At 75.0% G+C, this 21042-nt stretch carries 21 protein-coding genes and 1 pseudogene; 18 read left to right on the top strand and 4 right to left on the bottom strand.

The genetic code is table 11. The features are described from left to right. Positions 1–19 precede the first annotated feature (19 nt). Positions 20–1912, top strand: coding sequence for a penicillin-binding transpeptidase domain-containing protein (locus tag ACI799_RS11750; RefSeq protein WP_456588765.1), 1893 nt, complete (start codon positions 20–22; stop codon positions 1910–1912). 54 nt (positions 1913–1966) lie between these two features. On the opposite strand, the gene ACI799_RS11745 is transcribed toward ACI799_RS11750, so the two are convergent. Together ACI799_RS11745 and ACI799_RS11740 are read right to left on the bottom strand one after the other, a co-directional pair. Beyond that, the gene (locus ACI799_RS11745; RefSeq protein WP_456588764.1) at positions 1967–2428 is read right to left on the bottom strand and encodes a ferritin-like domain-containing protein; all 462 of its coding nucleotides are present in this window, start codon (positions 2426–2428) and stop codon (positions 1967–1969) included. Between the two features lie 12 nt (positions 2429–2440). Next, the gene (locus ACI799_RS11740) at positions 2441–2929 is read right to left on the bottom strand and encodes a hypothetical protein (RefSeq protein ID WP_456588763.1); all 489 of its coding nucleotides are present in this window, start codon (positions 2927–2929) and stop codon (positions 2441–2443) included. A 290-nt stretch (positions 2930–3219) separates the two neighbouring features. On the opposite strand from ACI799_RS11740, the gene rimP reads away from it, so the two are divergent. The 12 genes and pseudogenes from rimP to larE all read left to right on the top strand — a co-directional run bounded on the left by rimP (position 3220) and on the right by larE (position 13811). After that, entirely contained in the window at positions 3220–3861 is a 642-nt protein-coding gene (rimP, locus tag ACI799_RS11735) for a ribosome maturation factor RimP (protein WP_456613119.1), read from the top strand. After that, positions 3858–5009 (top strand): transcription termination factor NusA, encoded by a 1152-nt coding sequence (nusA, locus tag ACI799_RS11730; RefSeq protein WP_456588761.1) that lies wholly within the window; start codon positions 3858–3860, stop codon positions 5007–5009. The genes rimP and nusA overlap by 4 nt, the downstream gene beginning before the upstream one ends. Before the next feature lie 8 nt (positions 5010–5017). Next, a complete protein-coding gene (locus ACI799_RS11725) occupies positions 5018–5398 on the top strand; it encodes a YlxR family protein (RefSeq protein WP_456588760.1) in 381 nt (126 codons plus the stop codon). Positions 5399–5459: 61 nt separating this feature from the next. Then, positions 5460–5603 (top strand): annotated as a pseudogene (locus ACI799_RS11720) (translation initiation factor IF-2 N-terminal domain-containing protein); the annotation flags it as partial. Between the two features lie 933 nt (positions 5604–6536). After that, positions 6537–8372 (top strand): translation initiation factor IF-2, encoded by a 1836-nt coding sequence (infB, locus tag ACI799_RS11715; protein ID WP_456588903.1) that lies wholly within the window; start codon positions 6537–6539, stop codon positions 8370–8372. Between the two features lie 100 nt (positions 8373–8472). After that, entirely contained in the window at positions 8473–8766 is a 294-nt protein-coding gene (locus ACI799_RS11710) for a DUF503 domain-containing protein (protein ID WP_456596898.1), read from the top strand. An 85-nt stretch (positions 8767–8851) separates the two neighbouring features. After that, positions 8852–9361 carry a 30S ribosome-binding factor RbfA gene (rbfA, locus tag ACI799_RS11705; RefSeq protein ID WP_456588758.1) on the top strand — a complete coding sequence of 170 codons (510 nt, stop codon included), beginning with the start codon at positions 8852–8854 and terminating at the stop codon, positions 9359–9361. Then, complete coding sequence (locus tag ACI799_RS11700) at positions 9358–9600, top strand: hypothetical protein (protein ID WP_456599902.1); 243 nt, start codon at positions 9358–9360, stop codon at positions 9598–9600. The genes rbfA and ACI799_RS11700 overlap by 4 nt, the downstream gene beginning before the upstream one ends. Then, positions 9597–10649, top strand: a complete 1053-nt coding sequence (locus ACI799_RS11695; RefSeq protein ID WP_456599903.1) for a DHH family phosphoesterase — start codon at positions 9597–9599, stop codon at positions 10647–10649. The genes ACI799_RS11700 and ACI799_RS11695 overlap by 4 nt, the downstream gene beginning before the upstream one ends. A gap of 130 nt (positions 10650–10779) precedes the next feature. Beyond that, on the top strand, positions 10780–12039 hold the full coding sequence (locus ACI799_RS11690) for an MATE family efflux transporter (protein ID WP_456599904.1): 1260 nt from the start codon (positions 10780–10782) through the stop codon (positions 12037–12039). Then, positions 12036–12953, top strand: a complete 918-nt coding sequence (gene truB, locus ACI799_RS11685; RefSeq protein WP_456596893.1) for a tRNA pseudouridine(55) synthase TruB — start codon at positions 12036–12038, stop codon at positions 12951–12953. Before ACI799_RS11690 ends, truB begins: the two co-directional genes overlap by 4 nt. 21 nt (positions 12954–12974) lie before the next feature. Continuing rightward, the gene (gene larE / locus ACI799_RS11680) at positions 12975–13811 is read left to right on the top strand and encodes an ATP-dependent sacrificial sulfur transferase LarE (RefSeq protein WP_456613118.1); all 837 of its coding nucleotides are present in this window, start codon (positions 12975–12977) and stop codon (positions 13809–13811) included. Here larE and larB read toward each other — a convergent pair. Next, the gene (gene larB / locus ACI799_RS11675; protein WP_456588752.1) at positions 13802–14569 is read right to left on the bottom strand and encodes a nickel pincer cofactor biosynthesis protein LarB; all 768 of its coding nucleotides are present in this window, start codon (positions 14567–14569) and stop codon (positions 13802–13804) included. The two genes, larE and larB, sit on opposite strands and share 10 nt — an antisense overlap. Here larB and ACI799_RS11670 point away from each other — a divergent pair. Continuing rightward, on the top strand, positions 14550–14888 hold the full coding sequence (locus tag ACI799_RS11670; protein WP_456588751.1) for an antibiotic biosynthesis monooxygenase family protein: 339 nt from the start codon (positions 14550–14552) through the stop codon (positions 14886–14888). The two genes, larB and ACI799_RS11670, sit on opposite strands and share 20 nt — an antisense overlap. On the opposite strand, the gene ACI799_RS11665 is transcribed toward ACI799_RS11670, so the two are convergent. Beyond that, entirely contained in the window at positions 14866–15651 is a 786-nt protein-coding gene (locus ACI799_RS11665) for a CPBP family intramembrane glutamic endopeptidase (protein WP_456613117.1), read from the bottom strand. The genes ACI799_RS11670 and ACI799_RS11665 overlap by 23 nt on opposite strands. Positions 15652–15854: 203 nt before the next feature. Between ACI799_RS11665 and ACI799_RS11660 the strand changes: the two genes are divergently transcribed. The 4 genes from ACI799_RS11660 (at position 15855) to ACI799_RS11645 (ending at position 20912) form a co-directional block, all read left to right on the top strand. Continuing rightward, positions 15855–16994 (top strand): branched-chain amino acid aminotransferase, encoded by a 1140-nt coding sequence (locus ACI799_RS11660; protein WP_456588749.1) that lies wholly within the window; start codon positions 15855–15857, stop codon positions 16992–16994. 20 nt (positions 16995–17014) lie between these two features. Beyond that, positions 17015–17977, top strand: a complete 963-nt coding sequence (locus ACI799_RS11655; RefSeq protein ID WP_456588748.1) for a bifunctional riboflavin kinase/FAD synthetase — start codon at positions 17015–17017, stop codon at positions 17975–17977. 127 nt (positions 17978–18104) lie between these two features. Next, positions 18105–18374, top strand: a complete 270-nt coding sequence (rpsO, locus tag ACI799_RS11650; protein ID WP_113812701.1) for a 30S ribosomal protein S15 — start codon at positions 18105–18107, stop codon at positions 18372–18374. A gap of 273 nt (positions 18375–18647) precedes the next feature. Next, positions 18648–20912 carry a polyribonucleotide nucleotidyltransferase gene (locus ACI799_RS11645; protein ID WP_456588747.1) on the top strand — a complete coding sequence of 755 codons (2265 nt, stop codon included), beginning with the start codon at positions 18648–18650 and terminating at the stop codon, positions 20910–20912. Positions 20913–21042: the final 130 nt, after the last annotated feature.

Here is a 21042-nt window from a genome sequence, read left to right as displayed (position 1 = left end):
CGTCTGACAATCTGTGACCGTGTCGACACGACGACGTCTCGCTCTCCCGGCCGCTCTGATCGTGCTGACCGGCCCGGTGCTGGCCGGCTGCTCGGGCAACAGCGAGGACGACGTGCGGGCCGCGGCCCAGGCGTTCCTCGAGGACTGGGCGGCGGGCGACGTCCCTGCGGCGGCCGACGCGACCACCGATCCGGACGCTGCGGCGGCGCTGCTCGCGCAGACGGCCGACGACCTGCCCGGCGCCGAGCTGGCCACCGAGGTCGGCGAGGTGACCGTCGACGACGGCTCGGCCACCGTCGGCTGGACCGCGACCTGGGACCTGGCAGCGGCACCGGAGTGGAGCTACGAGGCCACCTTGCGGCTGCGGGAGGGCGACGACGCCTGGGAGGTGGTCGCCGAGCCCGCGATGGTGCACCCCGAGCTGGCGGAGGGTCAGCACCTCGAGCTCGACCGCACCCTGCCCGATCGTGCGCCGATCACCGATGCGACCGGTGCCCCGCTGTTCACCCCCACCGAGGTGGTCAACGTGGGCGTCGACCCGGCCCGCGTCATCGACCTGCCGTCGCTGGCGTCGGCGCTCGGGGCGGCCACCGGCATCGACCCCCAGGAGATCGTCGCGGACGTCCAGGCGGCGCCGGAGGGTCAGTTCGTGCCGGTGATCTCCCTGCGCCGCCCCGACTTCGAGGAGATCCGCGCGCAGGTGTTCGACCTGCCCGGTGCGGTCTTCCCCACCGAGACCCGTCTGCTCGCCCCGACGGCGCGGTTCGCCTCGGCCCTGCTCGGCCGGGTGGGGCCGGCGACCGCGGAGATCATCGAGGAGACCTCGGTGGACGGGCAGCCGCGGTACGCCGCCGGTGACCAGCTCGGCTTGTCCGGGCTGCAGCGGGCGTACCAGGACCAGCTCACCGGCACACCCGGGTTCACCGTGTCGGTGGTCAGCACCGACGAGGCGACCGGTGATGCAGGCCGGGAGATCGCCTCGGTGGCCCCGGTCGCCGGGGAGCCGGTGCAAATCCCCCTGGTGCCGGAGATCCAGAACGCCGCCGACGCCGCCGTGGCGGGGGAGTCCCGCCCCACCCACCTGGTGGCCGTCCGCCCCGGCACGGGGGAGATCCTCGCTGTCTCCTCGAACGAGGCGGCGGACCCGAGCAACGCCCTGCGCGGCCAGTTCCCGCCCGGATCGAGCATGAAGACGATGACGGCCACCGCCCTGCTGACGGCGGGTGGCCTGACCCCGGAGACGCCGGTCGCCTGCCCGGCCACGACCACGGTGGAGGGGCGGGAGTTCGAGAACCAGGACCAGTTCGACCTGGGCACCGTCCCCTTCACCGAGGCCTTCGCCCAGTCGTGCAACACGACCTTCATCCAGCAGGCCCTCGAGCTGCCGGACCCGGCGCTCGCCGAGGCGGCGGCGGCCTACGGCGTGGGCACCGACTGGGAGCTGCCGGTCGACATCTTCGGCGGCAGCGTCCCGCGTGACAGCACGGGCACGGGCAAGGCGGCCGACGCGATCGGCCAGGGCCGGGTGCTGATGAGCCCGGCCCAGATGGCCCTCGTCATGGCCGGTGTCGCCGGGGGCACGCCGGTGGCGCCGGTCGAGGTGGTCGGCGCCGAGGCGGCGGGGCCGGTTCCGGCCGGGCCATCGGCCGCGGTCCTCGACGCGCTGCGGCCGATGATGCGAGCCGTCGTGCTGTCGGGGACCGCTCAGGCCCTGGCCGACCGGGGCGAGGTCCACGGCAAGACCGGCACCGCGGAGTACGGCACGAAGACGCCGCCGGACTCCCACGGCTGGTTCGCCGGGTACCAGGTCGCCGGACCGGCCGGTGACATCGCCTTCGCCGTGCTCGTCGAGGGCGGGCAGTCCAGCAGCGCCGCGGTCGCGGTCACCGACGCGTTCCTCGGCGCACTCTGAGCGTCGCGGCGTCCGGATCCCGCCTCGCGCCGGGGGAGTGAGGGCGGGGGCCTGCTACCGGGGTGGCAGCCCGGGGAGGGCGCGCGTCACGGGCGTCTGGCCCGCAGCCTCCCGCCAGCCGACCGCCCGCACCTCCGCGGCGCTGAGCACCTCCATCGCCAGCGTGCGCGTGGTCCGCTCCTCGGCCCGGTCCAGGACCCGCACCCAGGCGGCGGTGACGCCCTCCTCCAGCACCGCGGCGAGGGCGGCGGCGTCCACCGCCGAGAGCACCGGGAAGGGCAGCGCGTAGCCGGCCTCGGGCAGCACGGGATCCGTGCCGCGCCCGTCGAGCAGGGTGATCAGCTGGTCCCGCACGTCGCGGTGCCCGGCCTCGGCGGTCGCGGCGGCCGCCCGGCCGCCCGCACCCAGCGCCGCCCCGACCACGCCGTATCCCCACACGGCGGCGTGCTCGGCGGCCAGCGCGGCGTTCAGGGCGTCGTCCTCGGGGGAGGGGCCGGTGGTCTCGTCGTCAGCCATGGCCGATCTTCCTCACGCCAGTCGTGCCTCGTGACCGCGCAGTCCCGCGGCGATGGAGCCCAGCAGCGCCGCCCGCCCTCCGGTCTGGCCCAGGGCGGCGGCGGCGTGGGAGGTGGCGGCGACGGCGACCTGCGCCCGCAGCCAGGCCTGCCCCTCGCCGGCCGGGGGCGTGTCCGGTGGCGGGGTGGCCGACGGGCTGCTGCCCGGGGTGGCCGCGCGGAGGCGGTCGAGCTGCTCGCCGGCCTGGGTCGCCAGGTTCCCGGCGGCAGCGGCGAGTGCGGGGTCGGCGTCGAAGGCCAGCTCGTACGCCCGGACGAGGGTCTCCTGGACGCCGACCTGCGCCGCCAGCTCGTCGGCCTGCGCGCTGGTCACGGTGTCGCGTTCCTCGACCGGCGGCGAGGAGGTGCAGCCGGCGGCCACCACGGCGACGCCGGCGGCGGACGCCACCAGGAGGGTCCGACGGGTGAACGCCCGCCGACCGGGACGAGGGGTGCCAGACATCGCCGTCCATCCTCGCAGCTCGACCGCACCGGCAGCCGGTCGCGCGGTCGGGCGGGCGCGCCGCGTCGTCGGGACGTCCACCGCGTCACCCTGCCCCCGTGCGCCCCAGTGGGCGCAGGGTCCGGCCGGAGCGGTCCGGTCGCCCCGCGCCGGGCCGCCGTCCCGGGGTGGGCGGTAACCTGAGCTCTTCCCCTCGACACCGGGCCCGGCCAGCGACGCAGGTCCGCGGCGCCGGGCCGCAGAACTGCGCGCACGGCACCGTGCCGCCGACCGAGCCTGAGGAGGCCAGCGTGTCCGCCTCTCGCGGAACCCAGCGGAGCGACCCCGCCACCGACCGGCTGACCGCCTGGATCCGCCCGGTCGTCACCGAGGCCGGGTACGACCTGGAGGAGCTCGTCGTCACCCCCGCCGGCCGGCGCAGCATCGTCCGCGTGGTCGTCGACCGCGACGCCGGTGTCACCCTCGACGACATCGCCGAGGTGAGCCGGGCGGTCTCCGACGTGCTCGACCGCAACGACGACGGGATGGGCCGCACGCCCTACGTCCTCGAGGTGACCAGTCCGGGGGTCGACCGGCCGCTCACCGAGCCGCGCCACTGGCGCCGGAACACCGGTCGGCTGGTGGTGGTGGGGGTGGGCCCCGCCGGGGCCGTCGAGCAGCTCACCGGACGGATCACCGCGGTGGACGGCGACGGCGTGACCCTGGCGGTCGAGGCCAAGGGGAAGCCGGGGGCGAAGAAGCGGCCCCCGCAGCCGCGCCAGGTGCCGTGGGCGGAGCTCGGGGCGGGGCGGGTGCAGGTCGAGTTCGGCCGCGCCGACTCCCCCGACGACACCCCCGAGGACATCACCGACGACACCGCGGAGCACGACGCCGCCGAGCTCGACGACCTGGACCAGGCCGGGCTCGCGGACGACGACGGAGGAGAGAAGTGAACATCGATGTCACCGCGCTGAAGGCGGTGGAGCGGGAGAAGGGCATCCCGGTCGACACGGTCATCGAGGCGCTCGAGACGGCCCTGGTCACCGCCTACCGGCACGCCGACGGGGCGGCGAAGCACGTGCGCGTGCACGTGGACCGCAAGAGCGGCGAGGTCGCCGTCCTCGCCCAGGAGATCGGCGCCGACGGCGAGGTCGTGCGCGAGTGGGACGACACCCCGTCGGACTTCGGCCGGATCGCGGCCAGCACCGCCAAGCAGGTCATCGTCCAGCGGCTGCGCGACGCCGAACACGAGCAGACCTTCGGCGAGTACGCCGGCAAGGAAGGCGACATCGTCAGCGGCATCGTCCAGGCCGACCAGCGGCGCAACGCCAGCGGCATCGTGATGATCGACATCGGCAAGGTCGAGGCCGTGCTCCCCTCCGCCGAGCAGGTTCCGGGGGAGACCTACACCCACGGCAACCGGATCAAGGCCTACGTGGTGGCGGTCTCCCGCACCTTCCGCGGCCCGCAGGTGACGGTGTCGCGGACGCACCCGAACCTGGTCCGCAAGCTGTTCGCCCTCGAGGTCCCGGAGATCGCCGACGGCAGCGTCGAGATCGTCGCCGTCGCGCGCGAGGCGGGGCACCGCTCGAAGATCGCCGTCCGCACCGCGGTGCCCGGGCTGAATGCCAAGGGGGCCTGCATCGGCCCCATGGGGCAGCGGGTGCGCAACGTGATGAGCGAGCTGCACGGCGAGAAGATCGACATCGTCGACTGGTCGGACGACCCAGCGGACTTCGTCGCCTCGGCGCTCAGCCCGGCCCGGGTGAGCAGCGCCCGCCTCGTCGACCCTCAGGCGAAGGCGGTGCGCGTCGTCGTCCCCGACTACCAGCTGTCGCTGGCCATCGGCAAGGAGGGGCAGAACGCCCGCCTGGCCGCCCGGCTGACCGGCTGCCGGATCGACATCCGCAGCGACGCCCAGGCCGACGACGCCGACGCATCCCCCTCTCCGGGGGTAGGCCGCCCGCCGCTGCGGTCCGGGTTGCCACCCCACCCGGGCGGGGGGCGTGGCGGGGCGCCCGGGGCCCGATCGCAGGCTCCCGCGGGGGGTTCCCGCTCGGCTCCCCGCCGCGCGGAACAACGCGGACCGGCCACGCGCTAGAGTTGAGGATGGCCGAAACGTCGACTCCGGTCCGCACCTGCGTGGGGTGCCGGAAGCGGACGTCGGTCACCGACCTGCTGCGCGTCGTCGTCGTGGCCGGGGACCTCGTCCCCGATCCGCGGCGGCGCCTCCCCGGTCGTGGTGCCTCGCTGCACCCGACCGCGGAGTGCCTGCGCGCAGCGGAGCGACGCCGGGCCTTCCAGCGGGCGCTGCGATGCAGCACACCGCCGGGGGCCGGCCCGCTCCGGGCTCACGTCCTGGGTGCCTCCGCGGAGGCCACCGGGGCCGGGTCGGGGGAGGACAGCAGTACCCAGTCGGGTCGGCACCAGGCCGGTCCGCACGTCGACAGGACACCGTCGGATGACTCAGCCGTGAAGTTCTCACGATGACCATGCGCCACTAACGACGAGGTCGAGCGGGCAAGCCGCCGGCCTCACCAAGAGGAGACCCGTGCCAGGCAAAGCCCGCGTACACGAACTCGCCAAGGAGTTCGGTGTCGACAGCAAGACCGTGCTCGCCAAGCTCAAGGAGCAGGGCGAGTTCGTGAAGTCCGCGTCCTCGACCGTCGAGGCCCCCGTGGCCCGACGGCTCCGCGAGGCGCTCGGCGCCGCCACCGGTGGCGGCAACGGCGGGGCAGCCCCGCGCCCGAGCGCCCCCGCTCCCACGCCGGCCGCGCCCACGGCTCCGGCCGCGGCGCCTGCTCCGCAGGCTCCGGCCCCGCAGGCCCCGGCGGCGTCGGCGCCGGCGCGCCCGGCCGCTCCCGGACCGCGCCCGGGTCCGCGTCCCGCGGCGCCCGCTCCGCAGCCTCCGGCCCAGGCCCCGGCAGCCCAGGCTCCGGCGGCGCAGGCTCCGGCGGCGCAGGCTCCGGCGGCCCCGCCGCAGCAGCCGTCGGCCCCGCGTCCCGGAGCCCCCCGCCCGGCCCCGGCCGGCGGATCTGCGCCCGGTGGTCCGCGTCCCGGTCCCCGGCCGGCCCCGCGTCCGGGCAACAACCCCTTCAGCAGCGCCCCCCGCCCGGCCCCCGCGGCCGGCGGCCCGCGCCCCGGCCCCACAGCCGGCGGTCCCCGTCCTGCGCCCAGCGCCGGCGGTCCCCGTCCTGCGCCCGGTGCCGGCGGTCCCCGTCCGGCCGGGCCCGGCGGGCCGCGTCCCGGCCCCGGTGCCGGTGGCCCGCGTCCCGCGGCCGGTCCGGGCGGTCCGCGCCCGAACCCGGGCATGATGCCGCAGCGCCCGTCGCCCGGCATGATGCCGCCGCGGCCGGCCGGCGGCGGCCGTCCCGGTGGTGGCCCCGGAGGTGCGGGTCGTGGCCGTCCGGGTGGTCCCGGTGGCGGCGGTGGCTTCCGTCCCGGCGGCGGTGGCGGTGCCCCGGGTGCCGGCGCGCCCGCCGGCGGTGGCTTCCGTGGCGGCGGTGGCCGTGGTCGCGGTCGCGGTGGCTCGGGTGCCGGTACGGCCGGTGCCTTCGGGCGTCCCGGTGGCCGGGGTCCGGTCCGCGGGCGCAAGAGCAAGAAGCAGCGGCGTCAGGAGTTCGACTCCATGGCGGCGCCCAGCATGGGCGGTGTCAGCCTGCCGCGCGGCAACGGGCAGACCGTCCGGCTGCCCCGCGGCGCCTCGCTGACCGATCTGGCCGAGCGCATCAACGCCCAGCCCGCCGCGCTGGTCACGGCGCTGTTCCACCTGGGCGAGATGGTTACCGCCACCCAGTCGGTGAACGAGGACACCCTGCAGCTGTTGGGTGCCGAGATCGGCTGGAACATCCAGGTCGTCAGCCCCGAGGACGAGGACCGCGAGCTGCTCGAGACCTTCGACCTCACCTTCGGTGACGAGGAGGGCGACGAGGAGGACTGGTCGCCCCGTCCGCCGGTGGTGACCGTCATGGGTCACGTCGACCACGGGAAGACCAAGCTGCTCGACGCCCTGCGCAACACCAACGTGGTGGCGCGCGAGGCCGGCGGCATCACCCAGCACATCGGCGCCTACCAGATCGTCACCGAGCTCGACGGCAACGAGCGGCCGGTCACCTTCATCGACACCCCGGGTCACGAGTCGTTCACCGCGATGCGTGCCCGTGGCGCGAAGGCCACCGACATCGTCGTCCTGGTGGTCGCGGCCGACGACGGCGTCATGCCGCAGACGGTCGAGGCGCTCAACCACGCGCAGGCCGCCGAGGTGCCGATCGTGGTCGCGGTGAACAAGGTGGACAAGGAGGGGGCCAACCCCGCCAAGATCCGCCAGCAGCTCACCGAGTACGGCCTGGTCGCCGAGGAGTACGGCGGCGAGACGATGTTCGTCGACGTCTCGGCGATCACCCGGCAGGGTCTCGACGACCTGCTCGCGGCGATCCTGCTGACCGCCGACGCCTCGCTGGACCTGCGCGCGAACACCGAGCAGGACCCGCAGGGGGTGGTCATCGAGGGCAAGCTGGACAAGGGCCGCGGCCCCGTCGCCACGGTGCTCGTCCAGCGCGGCACGCTGCGCCAGGGCGACTCGATCGTGGCCGGCGACGCCTACGGTCGCGTCCGGTCGCTGCTCGACGAGCACGGCAACAAGCTGAAGGAGGCCCTGCCGGCCCGCCCCGTGCAGGTCGTCGGGCTCACCTCGGTGCCCCGCGCCGGTGACACCTTCCTCGTCGTCGACGAGGACCGCGTCGCCCGGCAGATCGCCGACCGCCGCCAGGCCCGCATCCGCAATGCGCAGAACGCCTCGATGCGCAAGCGGATCAGCCTGGAGGACCTGGACGCGGCGCTCAAGGAGAACCGTCAGCTCAACCTGATCATCAAGGGCGACAACTCGGGCACCGTCGAGGCGCTCGAAGAGGCGCTGATGAAGATCGAGGTCGACGACGAGATCTCGCTGCGGGTCATCCACCGCGGCGTCGGTGGGATCACCAAGAGCGACATCGACCTGGCGCTGGCCGACGACGTCATCGTCCTGGGCTTCAACGTCCGGGCCGAGGGCCAGGCCACCGAGCTCGCCAACCGCGAAGGGGTGGACGTCCGGTACTACACGGTCATCTACCAGGCGATCGACGAGATCGAGGCCGCGCTCAAGGGCATGCTCAAGCCGGTCTACGAGGAGGTCCAGCTCGGTACGGCGGAGGTCCGCGAGGTCTTCCGGGTGCCGAGGATCGGCAACGTCGCCGGTTCGCTGGTCCGCAGCGGCACGATCGTCCGCAACTCGAAGGCGCGGCTCATCCGCGACGGTGCCGTGGTCGCCGACAACCTGACGGTGGAGTCCCTCCGCCGCTTCAAGGACGACGCGACCGAGGTCCGCGAGGGTTTCGAGTGCGGTATCGGCCTGGGGTCGTTCAACGACATCAAGGTCGACGACGTGATCGAGACCTTCGAGATGCGCGAGAAGCCGCGCGAGTAGAAGGACCCCGCTGCCCCCCGTGCCTCGCAAGCTCGGCCCGGGACCCTGCAGCGGAGCCGTTCCAGTACGTCACCAGTAGCGGGTCGGTGGGAGGTGCACGGTGTTCACCGGGGCACTGACCGCCGACCTGCTGCTGGGCGACGTCCACTCGCTCAAGGGCAAGCGATCGGTCGTGCGACCGATCGTGGCCGAACTGCGCCGCCGCTTCGCCGTCGCCGCCGCCGAGGTGGGCGACCAGGACCTGCACCGTCGGGTGCAGGTCGCGGTCGCCACCGTGGCGGGGGAGGCAGCCCAGGTCACCGACGTGCTGGACGCCTGCGAACGGTTGCTGGCCGAGCGGCCGGAGGTGACGCTGCTGTCCACGCACCGGCAGCTGTTCAGCGACACCGACTAGAAGGACCCCCTCGCCCCCCACCGCTCGCAGGCTCGCGGCGGGGCCCTGCGAGGGGGCCGTTCCATCCACGCACCAGGAGGTCCCGATGGCCGATCCGGCCCGCGCCCGCAAGCTCGCGGTGCGCATCCGACAGATCGTCTCCGCCGCGATCGAGTCCCAGATCAAGGACCCCCGCCTGGGCATGGTGACCGTCACCGACGCCCGGGTGACCAGCGACCTCCGCGAGGCCACGGTCTTCTACACCGTGTACGGCGACGAGACCCAGGTCGCCGACTCGGCCAAGGCGCTGAGCAGTGCGACCGGTGTGCTGCGCTCCACCGTGGGACGGCAGACCGGGATCAAGTTCGTCCCCTCGCTGACCTTCGTCGCCGACATCGTGCCCGACACCGCGCGTGAGCTCGAGGAAGCGCTCGAGCGGGCGCGGCACGCCGATGCGGAGCTGGCCCGCGCCCGTGAGGGCGCCAGCTACGCCGGCGAGCCGGACCCCTACCGGAAGCCGGTGGAGGACGCGGACGACGACGAGGACGACATGGTGGCGTCCGACCCCGTCGACGACGGATCCGAGGACGCCGCCGACACGAGGAGTGCGCAGTGACCGAGAACGACCCCGACCCGTACGAGCCCGACGAGGGCCACGGCACATCGGTGCTGGGCGGTGCACCCGTGCCGGACACCGGCGACCCGACCGACGGCGGAAAGCGCGGCCAGATCGGCGAGGCGCCCAGCATCGCGGCCGACGAGCCCGACGACGGCGGCCCCGGCTACCCGGTGGGCGGGGGCGACATCACCGAGCACCAGGGCGGCCGCATGGCCGACCCCGATCCGGGCGCGTGACCCCCGTCCCCGACGAGCGCCCCGCCGCGGATCTGGCGGACGCGACCCGGTCGGCGACCGCGGTACTGGCCGAGGCCGCGCGATCGCGTGCGACCGTCGTGCTGTCCGGCCACGTGCAGCCCGACGCCGATGCGCTGGGCAGTTGCCTCGCGCTCGCCGAGGCGTTGCGCCGGCGCGGCGCCCGGGTGCTCGCCACCTTCCCCGGTCCGTTCACGCTGCCCGCCTCGCTCGGGTGGATCCCCGGCGCCGAGGGGCTGGTGCCGTCCGCCGACGTGCCGTCCTCCCCGGACGTCTTCGTCGCCCTGGACGCGGCCTCCCCGGGACGGCTGGGAGAGCTGGCCCCGCTGCTGGACCGTGCCGGGACCTCCGTGGTCGTCGACCACCACGCGAGCAATCCGGGTTTCGGCCGGGTCCGCCTGGTGGACCCGGCCGCACCGGCGACGGTCACGCTGGTGGCCGACCTGCTCGACGGCCTCGGTGTCGCGCTGGACGACCGACTGGCGACCTGCCTGTACGCCGGCCTGGCCGCCGACACCGGCTCCTTCCGGTTCGGCAGCACCCGCCCCGAGACCCACGAGCTCGCCGCGCGCCTGCTCGCCACGGGGATCGACCACGCGGCGATCAGCCGCCGCCTCTTCGACACCGCGCCGTTCAGCTGGCTCGGGCTGCTCTCGGTCGTCGCGGGCCGGGCGGTCCTGGAACCGGGGGTCGGCGCCGGGCTGGTCTGGACCTGGTCGAGCACCGCGGAGGCCGGCGAGCACGGCCTGCCCGGCGAGCAGCTCGAGGCGCTGGTCGACGTCGTCCGCGCCACGGAGGAGGCCGACGTGGCCTGCGTGCTCAAGGGGCAGGACGACGGGTCCTGGTCGGTGTCGCTCCGCTCCCGCGGCCGGACCGACGTCGCCCGTGTGGCGATGGCGCTGGGCGGTGGCGGGCACCGGGCCGCCGCGGGGTACACCTCCTCCCTCGATCGCGAGATGACCATCGAGGCCCTGCGCCGCGAGCTGGACGCGGTGTCGGCCTCCGGCCTCCCCCCGCGACCAGGTGCCTAGAAGGACCGAGCCCCCCACGCCTCGCACGCCCGGCGCGGGCCCCCGCACCGAGGCCGATCGGGGCGCTGAGCGGGACCCGGCGGGGCTCCCGTCGCGCCCGGCGTCCGTCCTCTCCCTCGCCCTGCCGGCGTTGGTCGTCCTCGCTGCCGAGCCGCTGTACCTCCTCGTGGACACCGCCGTGGTCGGCAACCTCGGGACGGTCGCGCTGGGCGGCCTGGCCGTCGGGGGTGGCCTGCTGGCGTGGGCGGCCGCGCTCTTGAACTTCCTGGCCTACGGCACCACCGCGCGGGCCGCCCGCCGGGCCGGGGCCGGCGACCGGGCCGGCGCCGTCGAGGAGGGCGTGCAGGCGACGTGGTTGGCCGTCGGTCTGGGCCTGCTCGTGCTGGCCCTCTTCCAGGCGCTGGCCGGACCGCTGACCCGGGCGCTGGCCGGCGGCGCGGGCCCGGTCGCCGAGGCGGGGGAGCAGTGGCTGCGGGTCGCCTCGCTCGGTGCCCCGCTGCTGCTGGTCTCGCTGGCCGGCAACGGGTGGCTCCGCGGCGTGCAGGAGCTGCGCCGACCGGTGCGCTACGTCGTCGCGGGGAGCCTGCTCAGCCTCGTCCTGTGCCCGCTGCTGGTGCACCCAGCGGGGCTGGGCCTGGTCGGCTCCGCCGTGGCCAACGTGGTCGGGCAGGCGCTCACCGCGGCGCTGTTCGTGCGGGCGCTGCTGCGCGAGGGGGCGGCCTGGCGGGCGCGGCCCGCCGCGATCGTGCGCCAGCTGGTCATCGGCCGGGACCTGCTGCTGCGGGCGGCGGTGCTGCAGCTGTCGTTCCTCGTCGCCGCCGGCGTGGCCGCCCGGGCCGGGACCGCCGCCTTGGGCGCCCACCAGATCGCGCTCCAGCTCTTCTTCTTCCTCGCGCTGGTGCTCGACGCCTACGCGATCGCCGCGCAGACCCTGGTCGGGCAGGCGCTCGGCGGCGGGCGTCCCGACGACGCCCGGGCGACCGCGCGTCGGGTCGCCGTCTGGGGGCTGGTCACCGGCTGCCTCGTGGCCGCCGCGCTGGTCGCGCTGCGCGGGGTGCTGCCGCCGCTGTTCACCGACGACCCGGCGGTGCTCGCGCAGGCCGCCGTCGTCTGGTGGTTCCTCGCCGGCTTCCAGCCGCTGGCCGGCGTGGTGTTCGCCCTGGACGGCGTCCTGATGGGCGCCGGGGATGTCGGCTACCTGCGCACCGTCACGATCGCGGCCGCCCTCGTCGGCTTCCTGCCGCTGTCGCTGCTCGCCGCCCCGCTGGGCCTGGGGCTGGCCGGCATCTGGACCGGTCTCACGCTGTTCATCGGGCTGCGCCTGCTCGCCGTGCTGGTGCGGGTGGCGGGTGACCGCTGGCTGCGGGCACCTGAGACGGTTGCCGGGTGAGCCCGAGACGCCCCGACGCCGACGTACCGCCCGGTCTGCTGCTGGTGGACAAGCCCGGCGGCATGACCTCCCACGACGTCGTCGCGCGCGCCCGGCGCGCCCTGTCGGTGCGCAAGGTCGGCCACGCCGGGACCCTGGACCCCATGGCCACCGGCCTGCTGGTGCTGGGTGTCGGCACCGCGACCCGGCTGCTCGGGTACGTCGGCGGCCACGACAAGACCTACGAGGCCACGATCCGCCTGGGGCAGGCCACCGTCACCGACGACCGCGAGGGGGAGCTGCTGAGCTCCGCCTCGACCGCCCACGTGCCGGACGACGCCGTCCGCGCGGCCCTGGCGGCGCAGACCGGGCCGCTGCGGCAGGTGCCGTCGGCGGTGAGCGCGGTCAAGGTCGACGGCCGCCGGTCCTACGACCGGGTGCGCGCGGGGGAGGAGGTCGTCCTCGAGCCCCGCGCGGTCACGGTGCACCGCCTCGAGGTGCACCGGATCGCCCGGCCGGAGCCGGACCTGGTCGACGCCGACGTCACCGTCGAGTGCACCGCCGGCACCTACATCCGGGCCATCGCGCGCGACGCCGGGGCGGCGCTGGGCGTCGGCGGCCACCTGACCGCGCTGCGCCGCACCGCCTCCGGCCCGTTCACCGTCGCGCAGGCGGGCACGGTGGAGGAGTCCGCCGCCTCCCTGGTGGCCGGCGGCGGCCCCGGGTTCCTGGGGCTCACCGAGGCGGCCCGGCTGGTCTTCCCCGAGCGCGCGCTCGCCGCCGAGGAGGCGCGGGCGCTGGGGTACGGGCAGCGCATCCCGGCCACCGGGGCCGCCGGTTTGCACGCCGCCGTGGACCCCGACGGCCGCCTGGCGGCGCTGGTCGAGGACGCCGGCCGCACCGCCCGCGTCGTCGTCGGCTTCCCGCCGGCCTGAGCCGGTGGCAGCCTGGCGGCCGTGACCCTCGACGCCCGGCTGGCCGACCTCGACGCGCAGCTCCGCCCGCTGCCCGGGGTGGTCGTCGCGTTCTCCGGGGGCGTGGACTCGGGGGTGCTCCTCGCCGCCGCGGTGCGTGCGCTGGGCCCGGGGCGGGTGGTCGCGGCCACGGCCGTCTCGCCGAGCCTGCCCACGGCCGAGATGGCCGGCGCCGGGGAGTTCGCCTCGTCGCTCGGCGTCCGGCACGAGCGGCCGCGCACCGACGAGCTCTCCCGCGCCGGGTACCGCGCCAACGGCGGCGACCGGTGCGCCTTCTGCAAGTCCGAGCTGGTCGACGTCCTGATGCCGCTGGCGGCGCGGCTGGGCATCGCCGACGTCGTCACCGGGACGAACGCCGACGACGTCGTGGCCGGCTTCCGGCCGGGGATCCGGGCTGCCGCCGAACGCGGTGCCTGGGCGCCGCTGGCGCGGGCGGGCCTCACCAAGGACGACGTCCGCGCCGCCGCCCGGCGCTGGGGTCTGCCGCTGGCCGGGAAGCCCGCCGCCGCATGCCTGGCCAGCCGGATCGCCTACGGCGTGCCGGTGAGCGCCGAGGCCCTGGCCCGGGTCGAGCGCGCGGAGGTGGCGCTGCGCTCGGCCCTCGCGAGTGCGGGTCTGCCGGTGCGCGACCTGCGCGTGCGCGACCTGGGGGACGACGTCGCCCGGGTCGAGGTGGACGCCGCGCTGGTGGACGAGGTCGCCGCCCGGGTGGACCTGCCCACCGCCGTCCCCGGCTTCGGCCGGGTGGAGCTCGATCCCCGGGGCTTCCGGTCGGGCGCGATGAACGAGCTGCTGCCCGACCCCGTCCGCTACCGCTGAGCCGAGCGCACGATCCGGGCGGCGGCCACCCCGGCGCCGAACCCGTTGTCGATGTTCACGACGAGCACCCCGGGGGCGCAGGCGGTGAGCATGGTGAGCAGCGCTGCCAGCCCCTCGAACGCCGCGCCGTAGCCCACCGAGGTGGGGACGGCGACGACGAGGCGGTCGGTCAGGCCGGCGACCACGCTGGGCAGCGCGCCGTCCATCCCGGCGGCGACGACGATCGCGTCGGCCGCCGCCAGGTCCGGCGCGACCGCCAGCACCCGGTGCACGCCGGCCACCCCGACGTCGTCCACCCGCCGGTATCCCACGCCGCACGCGCGCAGGGTGGCGGCCACCTCCGCGGCCACCGGGCCGTCGGAGGTGCCCGCCGTGAGGACCAGCACCTCGCCGACCGGGGACGGCGGAGTCCCCACGAACGCGCACCGCGCCTCCTCGTCGACCACCGCGTCGGGCCAGCGCTCGCGGATCGCCTCGGCCGTGGCGTCGTCGACCCGGCTCGCCCAGGCGAACGCCGCCGGTGACCCCTCGAGCAGGCCGGCGAGGCAGGCGACCGTCTGCGCTGGGGTCTTGCCGGCCGCGTACACCACCTCGGGGGTGCCGGTGCGGGCCTCGCGGTCGAGGTCGAGGCGGGCGAAGCCCAGGTCCGTGGTGCGGGGTGCGCTCACCTGCGCCAGCGTGCCGCACGGGCGGGTGGCCGTGGGGTTGGCGGCCGCGCCGACCGGGAAGGGGACGACCATGAGCGTCGTCAAGATCAACGCGATCACCGTGCCGAAGGACAAGCAGGAGCGCTTCGAGGAGCGGTTCCGCGGGCGTGCCGGAGCCGTGGAGAGCACCCCGGGCTTCGAGTGGTTCGAGCTCCTGCGGCCGGTCGAGGGCACCGACCAGTACCTGGTCTACACGCGGTGGAGCAGCGTCGAGGCGTACGAGGCATGGCAGTCCAGCCAGGACTTCGACCGCGCCCACGACGGCGGCGGCGACACCCTCGCCTCGGCCGCCCCGCACTCGGCGCACGTGTGGACCTACGAGGTGCTGGAGTACGCCGGGCCGAAGGTCAACCAGGACCACCAGGCCTGACCGTCGCGGACCCGGACGCCGGCCGTCCCGGAACCGGGTCGGCCGGCCGGCCGCGCAGCAGGAGGATCCCGTAGGCCAGCAGGCCGGCGTGCGCCGCCACGTACCAGCCGGTGGGCGCCTCCTGCCCGAGCACCGACGTGACATCGGTGGCCGCGTGCACCAGCACCAGCGGCCACAGCCAGGTGAAACGGGCCTGGAAGGCGGCGAGGGCGAAACCGTAGACGCCGGACAGGACGACGTTCACCGCGACGTCGGAGAGGGCGCGGTCGCCGGTGACCAGGTGCGAGAGGTGCTGGGCGCCGAAGAGGGCAGCGGTGACCAGGACGGCGACCCCGACCGGGAGGTCGCGCCGCAGCCTGGAGAGCACCACGCCCCGGCTGATCAGCTCCTCGTTGACACCGACCAGCAGCAGGGTCAGCAGCCAGAGCGGAAGCCCCGGTGCCCGGACGGTGATGCCTCCGGGCAGCGCCCACAGCGCCGCCTCCGCCACCAGGGGGAGGAGGGACAGCAGCGCCAGGCGGGAGGGCAGCAGGCGGAGCAGGCCCGTCGAGCGCCACAGCCGCATCCGGGTGACCAGCGCGACGGCGTACACGGTGCAGGCGACGTTCGCCGCCAGCCCCAGGTACCAGCCGGAGATCCCGGCCAGCGGCCCGAGCGCGAGGGTGGCCAGGATGACCACCAGGCGGGCCGCGTGCACGGTGATCCCGAACCCGACGGCGCGAAGCGCCCCGGACGCGGGGGTCCGCGCCGGATCCCCGCCCATCCACCGGAGCCTAGGGCGGCCGGGTGGCCCCCGGGCGACGTCCGGGTGACCGGGCGCCGCCCCTGGGGTGGCCGCCGATCGTCGCGCGGCCGCGGGCGCCGGGGGTGCTTCGCCGTCGGCTCCCGCGCGGGCGCGGGCTAGGGTGAGCCCGCGGATCCGGCGCTCGCCGCTCCGTCCGAACACCCGCCCGTCAGGTAGGAGCCATGACCGAGACGCTCGCCGACAGCCGTACCTCGTCCCGGACGTTCGTCGAGGGCGTGCCGGTGGTCGTGGAGGACGTGCAGCGCCGCCCCACGGCCGAGCGCGAGGAGCTGCTGGCGGACCCCGGGTTCGGCCGCTACTTCACCGACCACATGTTCGTGGCCCGCTACCAGGCCGGCCGCGGGTGGTACGACGCCCGGCTCACCCGGTACGGCCCGCTGCCGATGGACCCGGGCACGGCCGCCCTGCACTACGCGCAGTCGATCTTCGAAGGGCTCAAGGCCTACGCCCAGCCCGACGGCAGCGTGGCCACCTTCCGGCCGGAGGCCAACGCCGCGCGCTTCGTCCGCAGCGCCGAGCGGCTGGCGATGCCGCCGGTGCCCGAGGAGGCGTTCCTCGCCGCCGTCGACGCGCTCGTGGACGCCGATCGCGAGTGGGTGCCGACCGGGCCCGACCAGACGCTGTACCTGCGTCCGTACCAGCTGGCCAGCGAGTCCTTCCTCGGTGTCCGCCCGGCGCACGAGTACCTCTTCCTGGTCATCGCCAGCCCGGCCGGCGCCTACTTCCCGCGCGGCGTGCACCCGGTCTCGGTCTTCGTCTCCGAGGACTACGTGCGGGCCGCGCCCGGCGGAACCGGCGACGTCAAGTGCGCCGGCAACTACGCCGCGAGCCTCCGCCCCCAGCAGCAGGCCGGCGAGCTGGGCTGCGACCAGGTCGTCTACCTCGACGCCGTGGAGCGGCGCTACATCGAGGAGCTGGGCGGGATGAACCTCTTCTTCGTCCTGGGCTCCGGCGAGGACGCCGAGCTGGTCACCCCCGAGCTCTCCGGCACGCTCCTGCCGGGCATCACCCGCGACTCGCTGATCACCGTCGCCCGGGAGCTCGGGCACCGGGTGACCGAGCGCAAGGTGACCCTCGACGAGTGGCGCAGCGGCGCGCTCGACGGCTCGATCACCGAGACCTTCGCCTGCGGGACGGCCGCGGTCATCACCCCCGTCGGCGAGGTCAAGGCGCGGACCGGTGACTTCACCGTGGGCGACGGCGAGCCCGGCCCGCTGACCATGCGGCTGCGGGAGACCCTCCTGGACATCCAGCACGGGCGGGTGGCCGACACCCACGGCTGGCTGCACCGGGTCTCCTGATCGCGGCTGGAGGCGGTCGCATGCTGCGCTGGCGGGGGCTGGAGGCCACCCCGGGGGACCTCGGGCGGACCGTGGTCACCGTCGGCATGTACGACGGCGTCCACCGCGGGCACCAGGAGCTGATCGGGGCCGCCGTCGCGCGCGCCCGGGCGATGCGCCGTCCGTGCCTGCTGCTGACCTTCGACCCGCACCCGGCCGAGGTCGTCCGGCCGGGTTCGCACCCCGCGATCCTCACGTCGCTGGACCGGAAGGCGGAGCTGGTCGCGGAGCTCGGGGTGGACGCGATGTGCGTGCTGCCCTTCACCCCGGAGTTCATGAAGCTCCCGCCGGAGACGTTCACCCACACGGTGCTCGTCGAGCGGCTGCACGCGGCCCAGGTCGTCGTGGGGGAGAACTTCACCTACGGCCACCGCGCCGCCGGCACGGTGGCGTCGCTGACCGCGGAGGGACGGCGCTTCGGGTTCGCGGTCGAGGGGATGGCCCTGGCGCAGGACGCGTCGGAGGACGGTGAGGTGACCATCTCCTCGACCTACATCCGCGCCTGCGTCGCCGCCGGGGACATGGTGCCGGCGGCCCGCGCGCTGGGCCGGCCGCACCGGGTGGACGGCGTCGTGGTGCGTGGTGACCGCCGGGGGCGGGACCTCGGTTACCCGACGGCCAACGTGGAGACGCCCCCGTACACGGCGATCCCCGCCGACGGTGTCTACGCCGGCCACCTCGTGACCCGTGACCCGCGCAGCGGTGCCAGCCGCGACCGGTTCCCCGCGGCCATCTCGGTCGGGACCAACCCGACGTTCCAGGGCAGCCGCCGCACCGTCGAGGCCTACGTGCTCGACTACGACGGCGACCTCTACGGCGAGCACGTCGGCGTGGAGTTCGCCCACCGGCTCCGGCCGATGGCCGCCTTCCCCGACGTCGACGGATTGCTCGCCGCCATGGCGCAGGACGTGGCCGACACCCGGCGTCTGCTCGGGCTCCGCTGACGCGGGACCCGGTCCTCGCCCGGGCGGTGTGTAAGGTTGGCAGCAACGTCGGGTGACCGACGTGTGTGTTCACCTGCCCTCGTGAGTCGGACCGAGGGCCACACGTGACCCGCCCAGGAGGCGAACCATGGCGCTCGACAGCGCGACCAAGCAGCAGATCATGACCGACTACGCGACGGTCGAGAAGGACACCGGTTCGCCCGAGGTGCAGGTCGCGATGCTGACCCGCCGGATCAGCGACCTGACCGAGCACCTGAAGATGCACAAGCACGACCACCACAGCCGGCGGGGCCTGCTCCTGCTGGTCGGCCGCCGCCGTCGGCTGCTGAACTACCTGGCGAAGACCGACATCAACCGCTACCGGTCGCTGATCGAGCGGCTCGGCCTGCGCCGCTAGCACGTCGAGGGGACCGCTCCGGATCACCGGGTCGGTCCCCTCTCTCGTGCGGCACCCGCCGCACGGGCCAGGCGGGACCTCCGTCGGCCGCCCGCACAGGGCCGGTCCTCGGTAGTGGCCCCCGGGAGGAGTGGCCGGACCCCGGACGGGGAACGGCATGGCCCGAGGGCTTCGATCGAGCACCGGTCGCCCCGGGCGCAGACGGCGAACGCTCGCCGTAAGAGGAGTCGCGAACCGGTACGAGGCCGGCGCGACGAGACGAGAGAAGGACAGATGTCCGCACCCACCACCAGCGGCCCCATCGCCGCCGAGTTCGACCCCGAGGACGGGGTCACCACCGCCACCGCGGTGATCGACAACGGCGCATTCGGCAGCCGTTCGATCACCTTCGAGACCGGCCGGCTCGCGCGTCAGGCCGCCGGCTCCGTCGTCGTCACCATGGGCGACACCATGCTGCTGTCGGCCACCACGGCCGGGCGCCAGCCCAAGGAGCAGTTCGACTTCTTCCCGCTGACGGTCGACGTCGAGGAGCGGATGTACGCCGCCGGGCGCATCCCCGGCTCGTTCTTCCGCCGCGAGGGCCGGCCGTCGGAGGACGCGATCCTCACCTGCCGGCTGATCGACCGCCCGCTGCGCCCGACGTTCGCCAAGGGCCTGCGCAACGAGGTCCAGGTCGTCATCACCGTCCTGTCGCTGGACCCGGCGCACCTCTACGACGTGCTGGCGATCAACGGCGCCTCGGCGTCCACCCAGCTCTCCGGGCTGCCGTTCTCCGGCCCGGTCGGCGGCTGCCGCGTCGCGCTGATCAACGGCCAGTGGGTCGGCTTCCCGACGCACGCCGAGCTCGAGGACGCCGTCTTCGACATGGTCGTGGCCGGTCGGGTCCTCCCGGACGGCGACGTCGCGATCATGATGGTCGAGGCCGAGGCCACCGAGAAGACGGTCCAGCTGGTCGCCGGCGGCGCGCCCGCCCCGACCGAGGAGGTCGTGGCGCAGGGCCTCGAGGCGGCCAAGCCGTTCATCAAGGCGCTGTGCGACGCGCAGTCCGCGCTCGCCGACAAGGCCGCCAAGCCCGCCGCGGAGTTCCCGCGCTTCCTCGACTACCAGGACGACGTCTACGCCGCCGTCGAGGCGCAGGTCGGCGACAAGCTGGCCCAGGTCCAGCAGATCGCCGGCAAGCAGGAGCGCGAGGACGCGACCGACGCGCTCAAGGACGAGGTCAAGGCCGCGCTGGCCGGTCAGTTCGAGGGCCGGGAGAAGGAGATCTCCGGTGCCTTCCGCGCGCTGACCAAGAAGGTCGTCCGGCAGCGCATCCTGCGCGACAAGGTGCGCATCGACGGTCGTGGACTCACCGACATCCGGCCGCTGTCGGCCGAGGTCGAGGTCGTGCCCCGCGTGCACGGCTCCGCGCTGTTCGAGCGCGGCGAGACCCAGATCCTGGGGATCACCACGCTGAACATGCTGCGCATGGAGCAGCAGCTGGACACCCTCTCGCCGGTGGACCGCAAGCGCTACATGCACAACTACAACTTCCCGCCGTACTCCACGGGTGAGACCGGCCGCGTGGGTTCGCCCAAGCGCCGCGAGATCGGCCACGGCGCACTCGCCGAGCGCGCGCTGCTGCCGGTGCTGCCCGACCGCGAGGAGTTCCCCTACGCGATCCGTCAGGTGTCGGAGGCGCTGGGCTCCAACGGCTCCACCTCGATGGGCTCGGTCTGCGCCTCGACGCTGGCCCTGCTCAACGCCGGTGTGCCGCTGAAGGCTCCGGTCGCCGGCATCGCCATGGGCCTGGTCTCCGACGAGGTCGACGGGAAGACCGAGTACGTCGCGCTCACCGACATCCTCGGTGCGGAGGACGCCTTCGGTGACATGGACTTCAAGGTCGCCGGCACCCGCGACTTCGTGACCGCGCTGCAGCTGGACACCAAGCTCGACGGCATCCCCTCCGACGTCCTCGCCGGTGCGCTCACCCAGGCACGTGCGGCCCGCCTGCACATCCTCGACGTGATGAACGAGGCCATCGACGCGCCGGACGAGATGAGCCCGTACGCGCCGCGGGTCACCACGGTGCGCATCCCGGTCGACAAGATCGGTGCGGTCATCGGCCCCAAGGGGCAGATGATCAACGCCATCCAGGACGAGACCGGCGCCGACATCACCATCGAGGACGACGGCACGATCTACGTCGGGGCCTCCGACGGCCCCTCGGCGCAGGCCGCGGTGGACCGGATCAACGCCATCGCCAACCCCCAGATGCCGAAGGTCGGCGAGCGCTTCCTCGGCACGGTCGTCAAGACCACGCCGTTCGGTGCCTTCGTCTCCCTGCTCCCGGGCAAGGACGGGCTGGTCCACATCAGCAAGCTCGGTGGCGGCAAGCGCATCGGCAAGGTCGAGGACGTCGCCAACGTCGGCGACAAGCTGCAGGTCGAGATCACCGACATCGACGCCCGCGGCAAGATCAGCCTCGCGCCGGTCGCCGCCGACGGCGCCGACACGCCCGCCGAGGCTCCGGCCGACGCCGCCCCTGCGGGTGAGTGACCACGACTGATCTGATCCGGGCCGGGGGGGGGGGGGGGGGGGGGGGGGGGGGGGGGGGGGGGGGGGGGGGGGGGGGGGGGGGGGGGGGGGGGGGGGGGGGGGGGGGGGGGGGGGGGGGGGGGGGGGGGGG

The organism is Blastococcus sp. SYSU DS0753, assembly GCF_054051175.1.
Note: the sequence above shows the minus strand (reverse complement) of the source record. Positions and strands in the feature narration are given on the sequence as shown.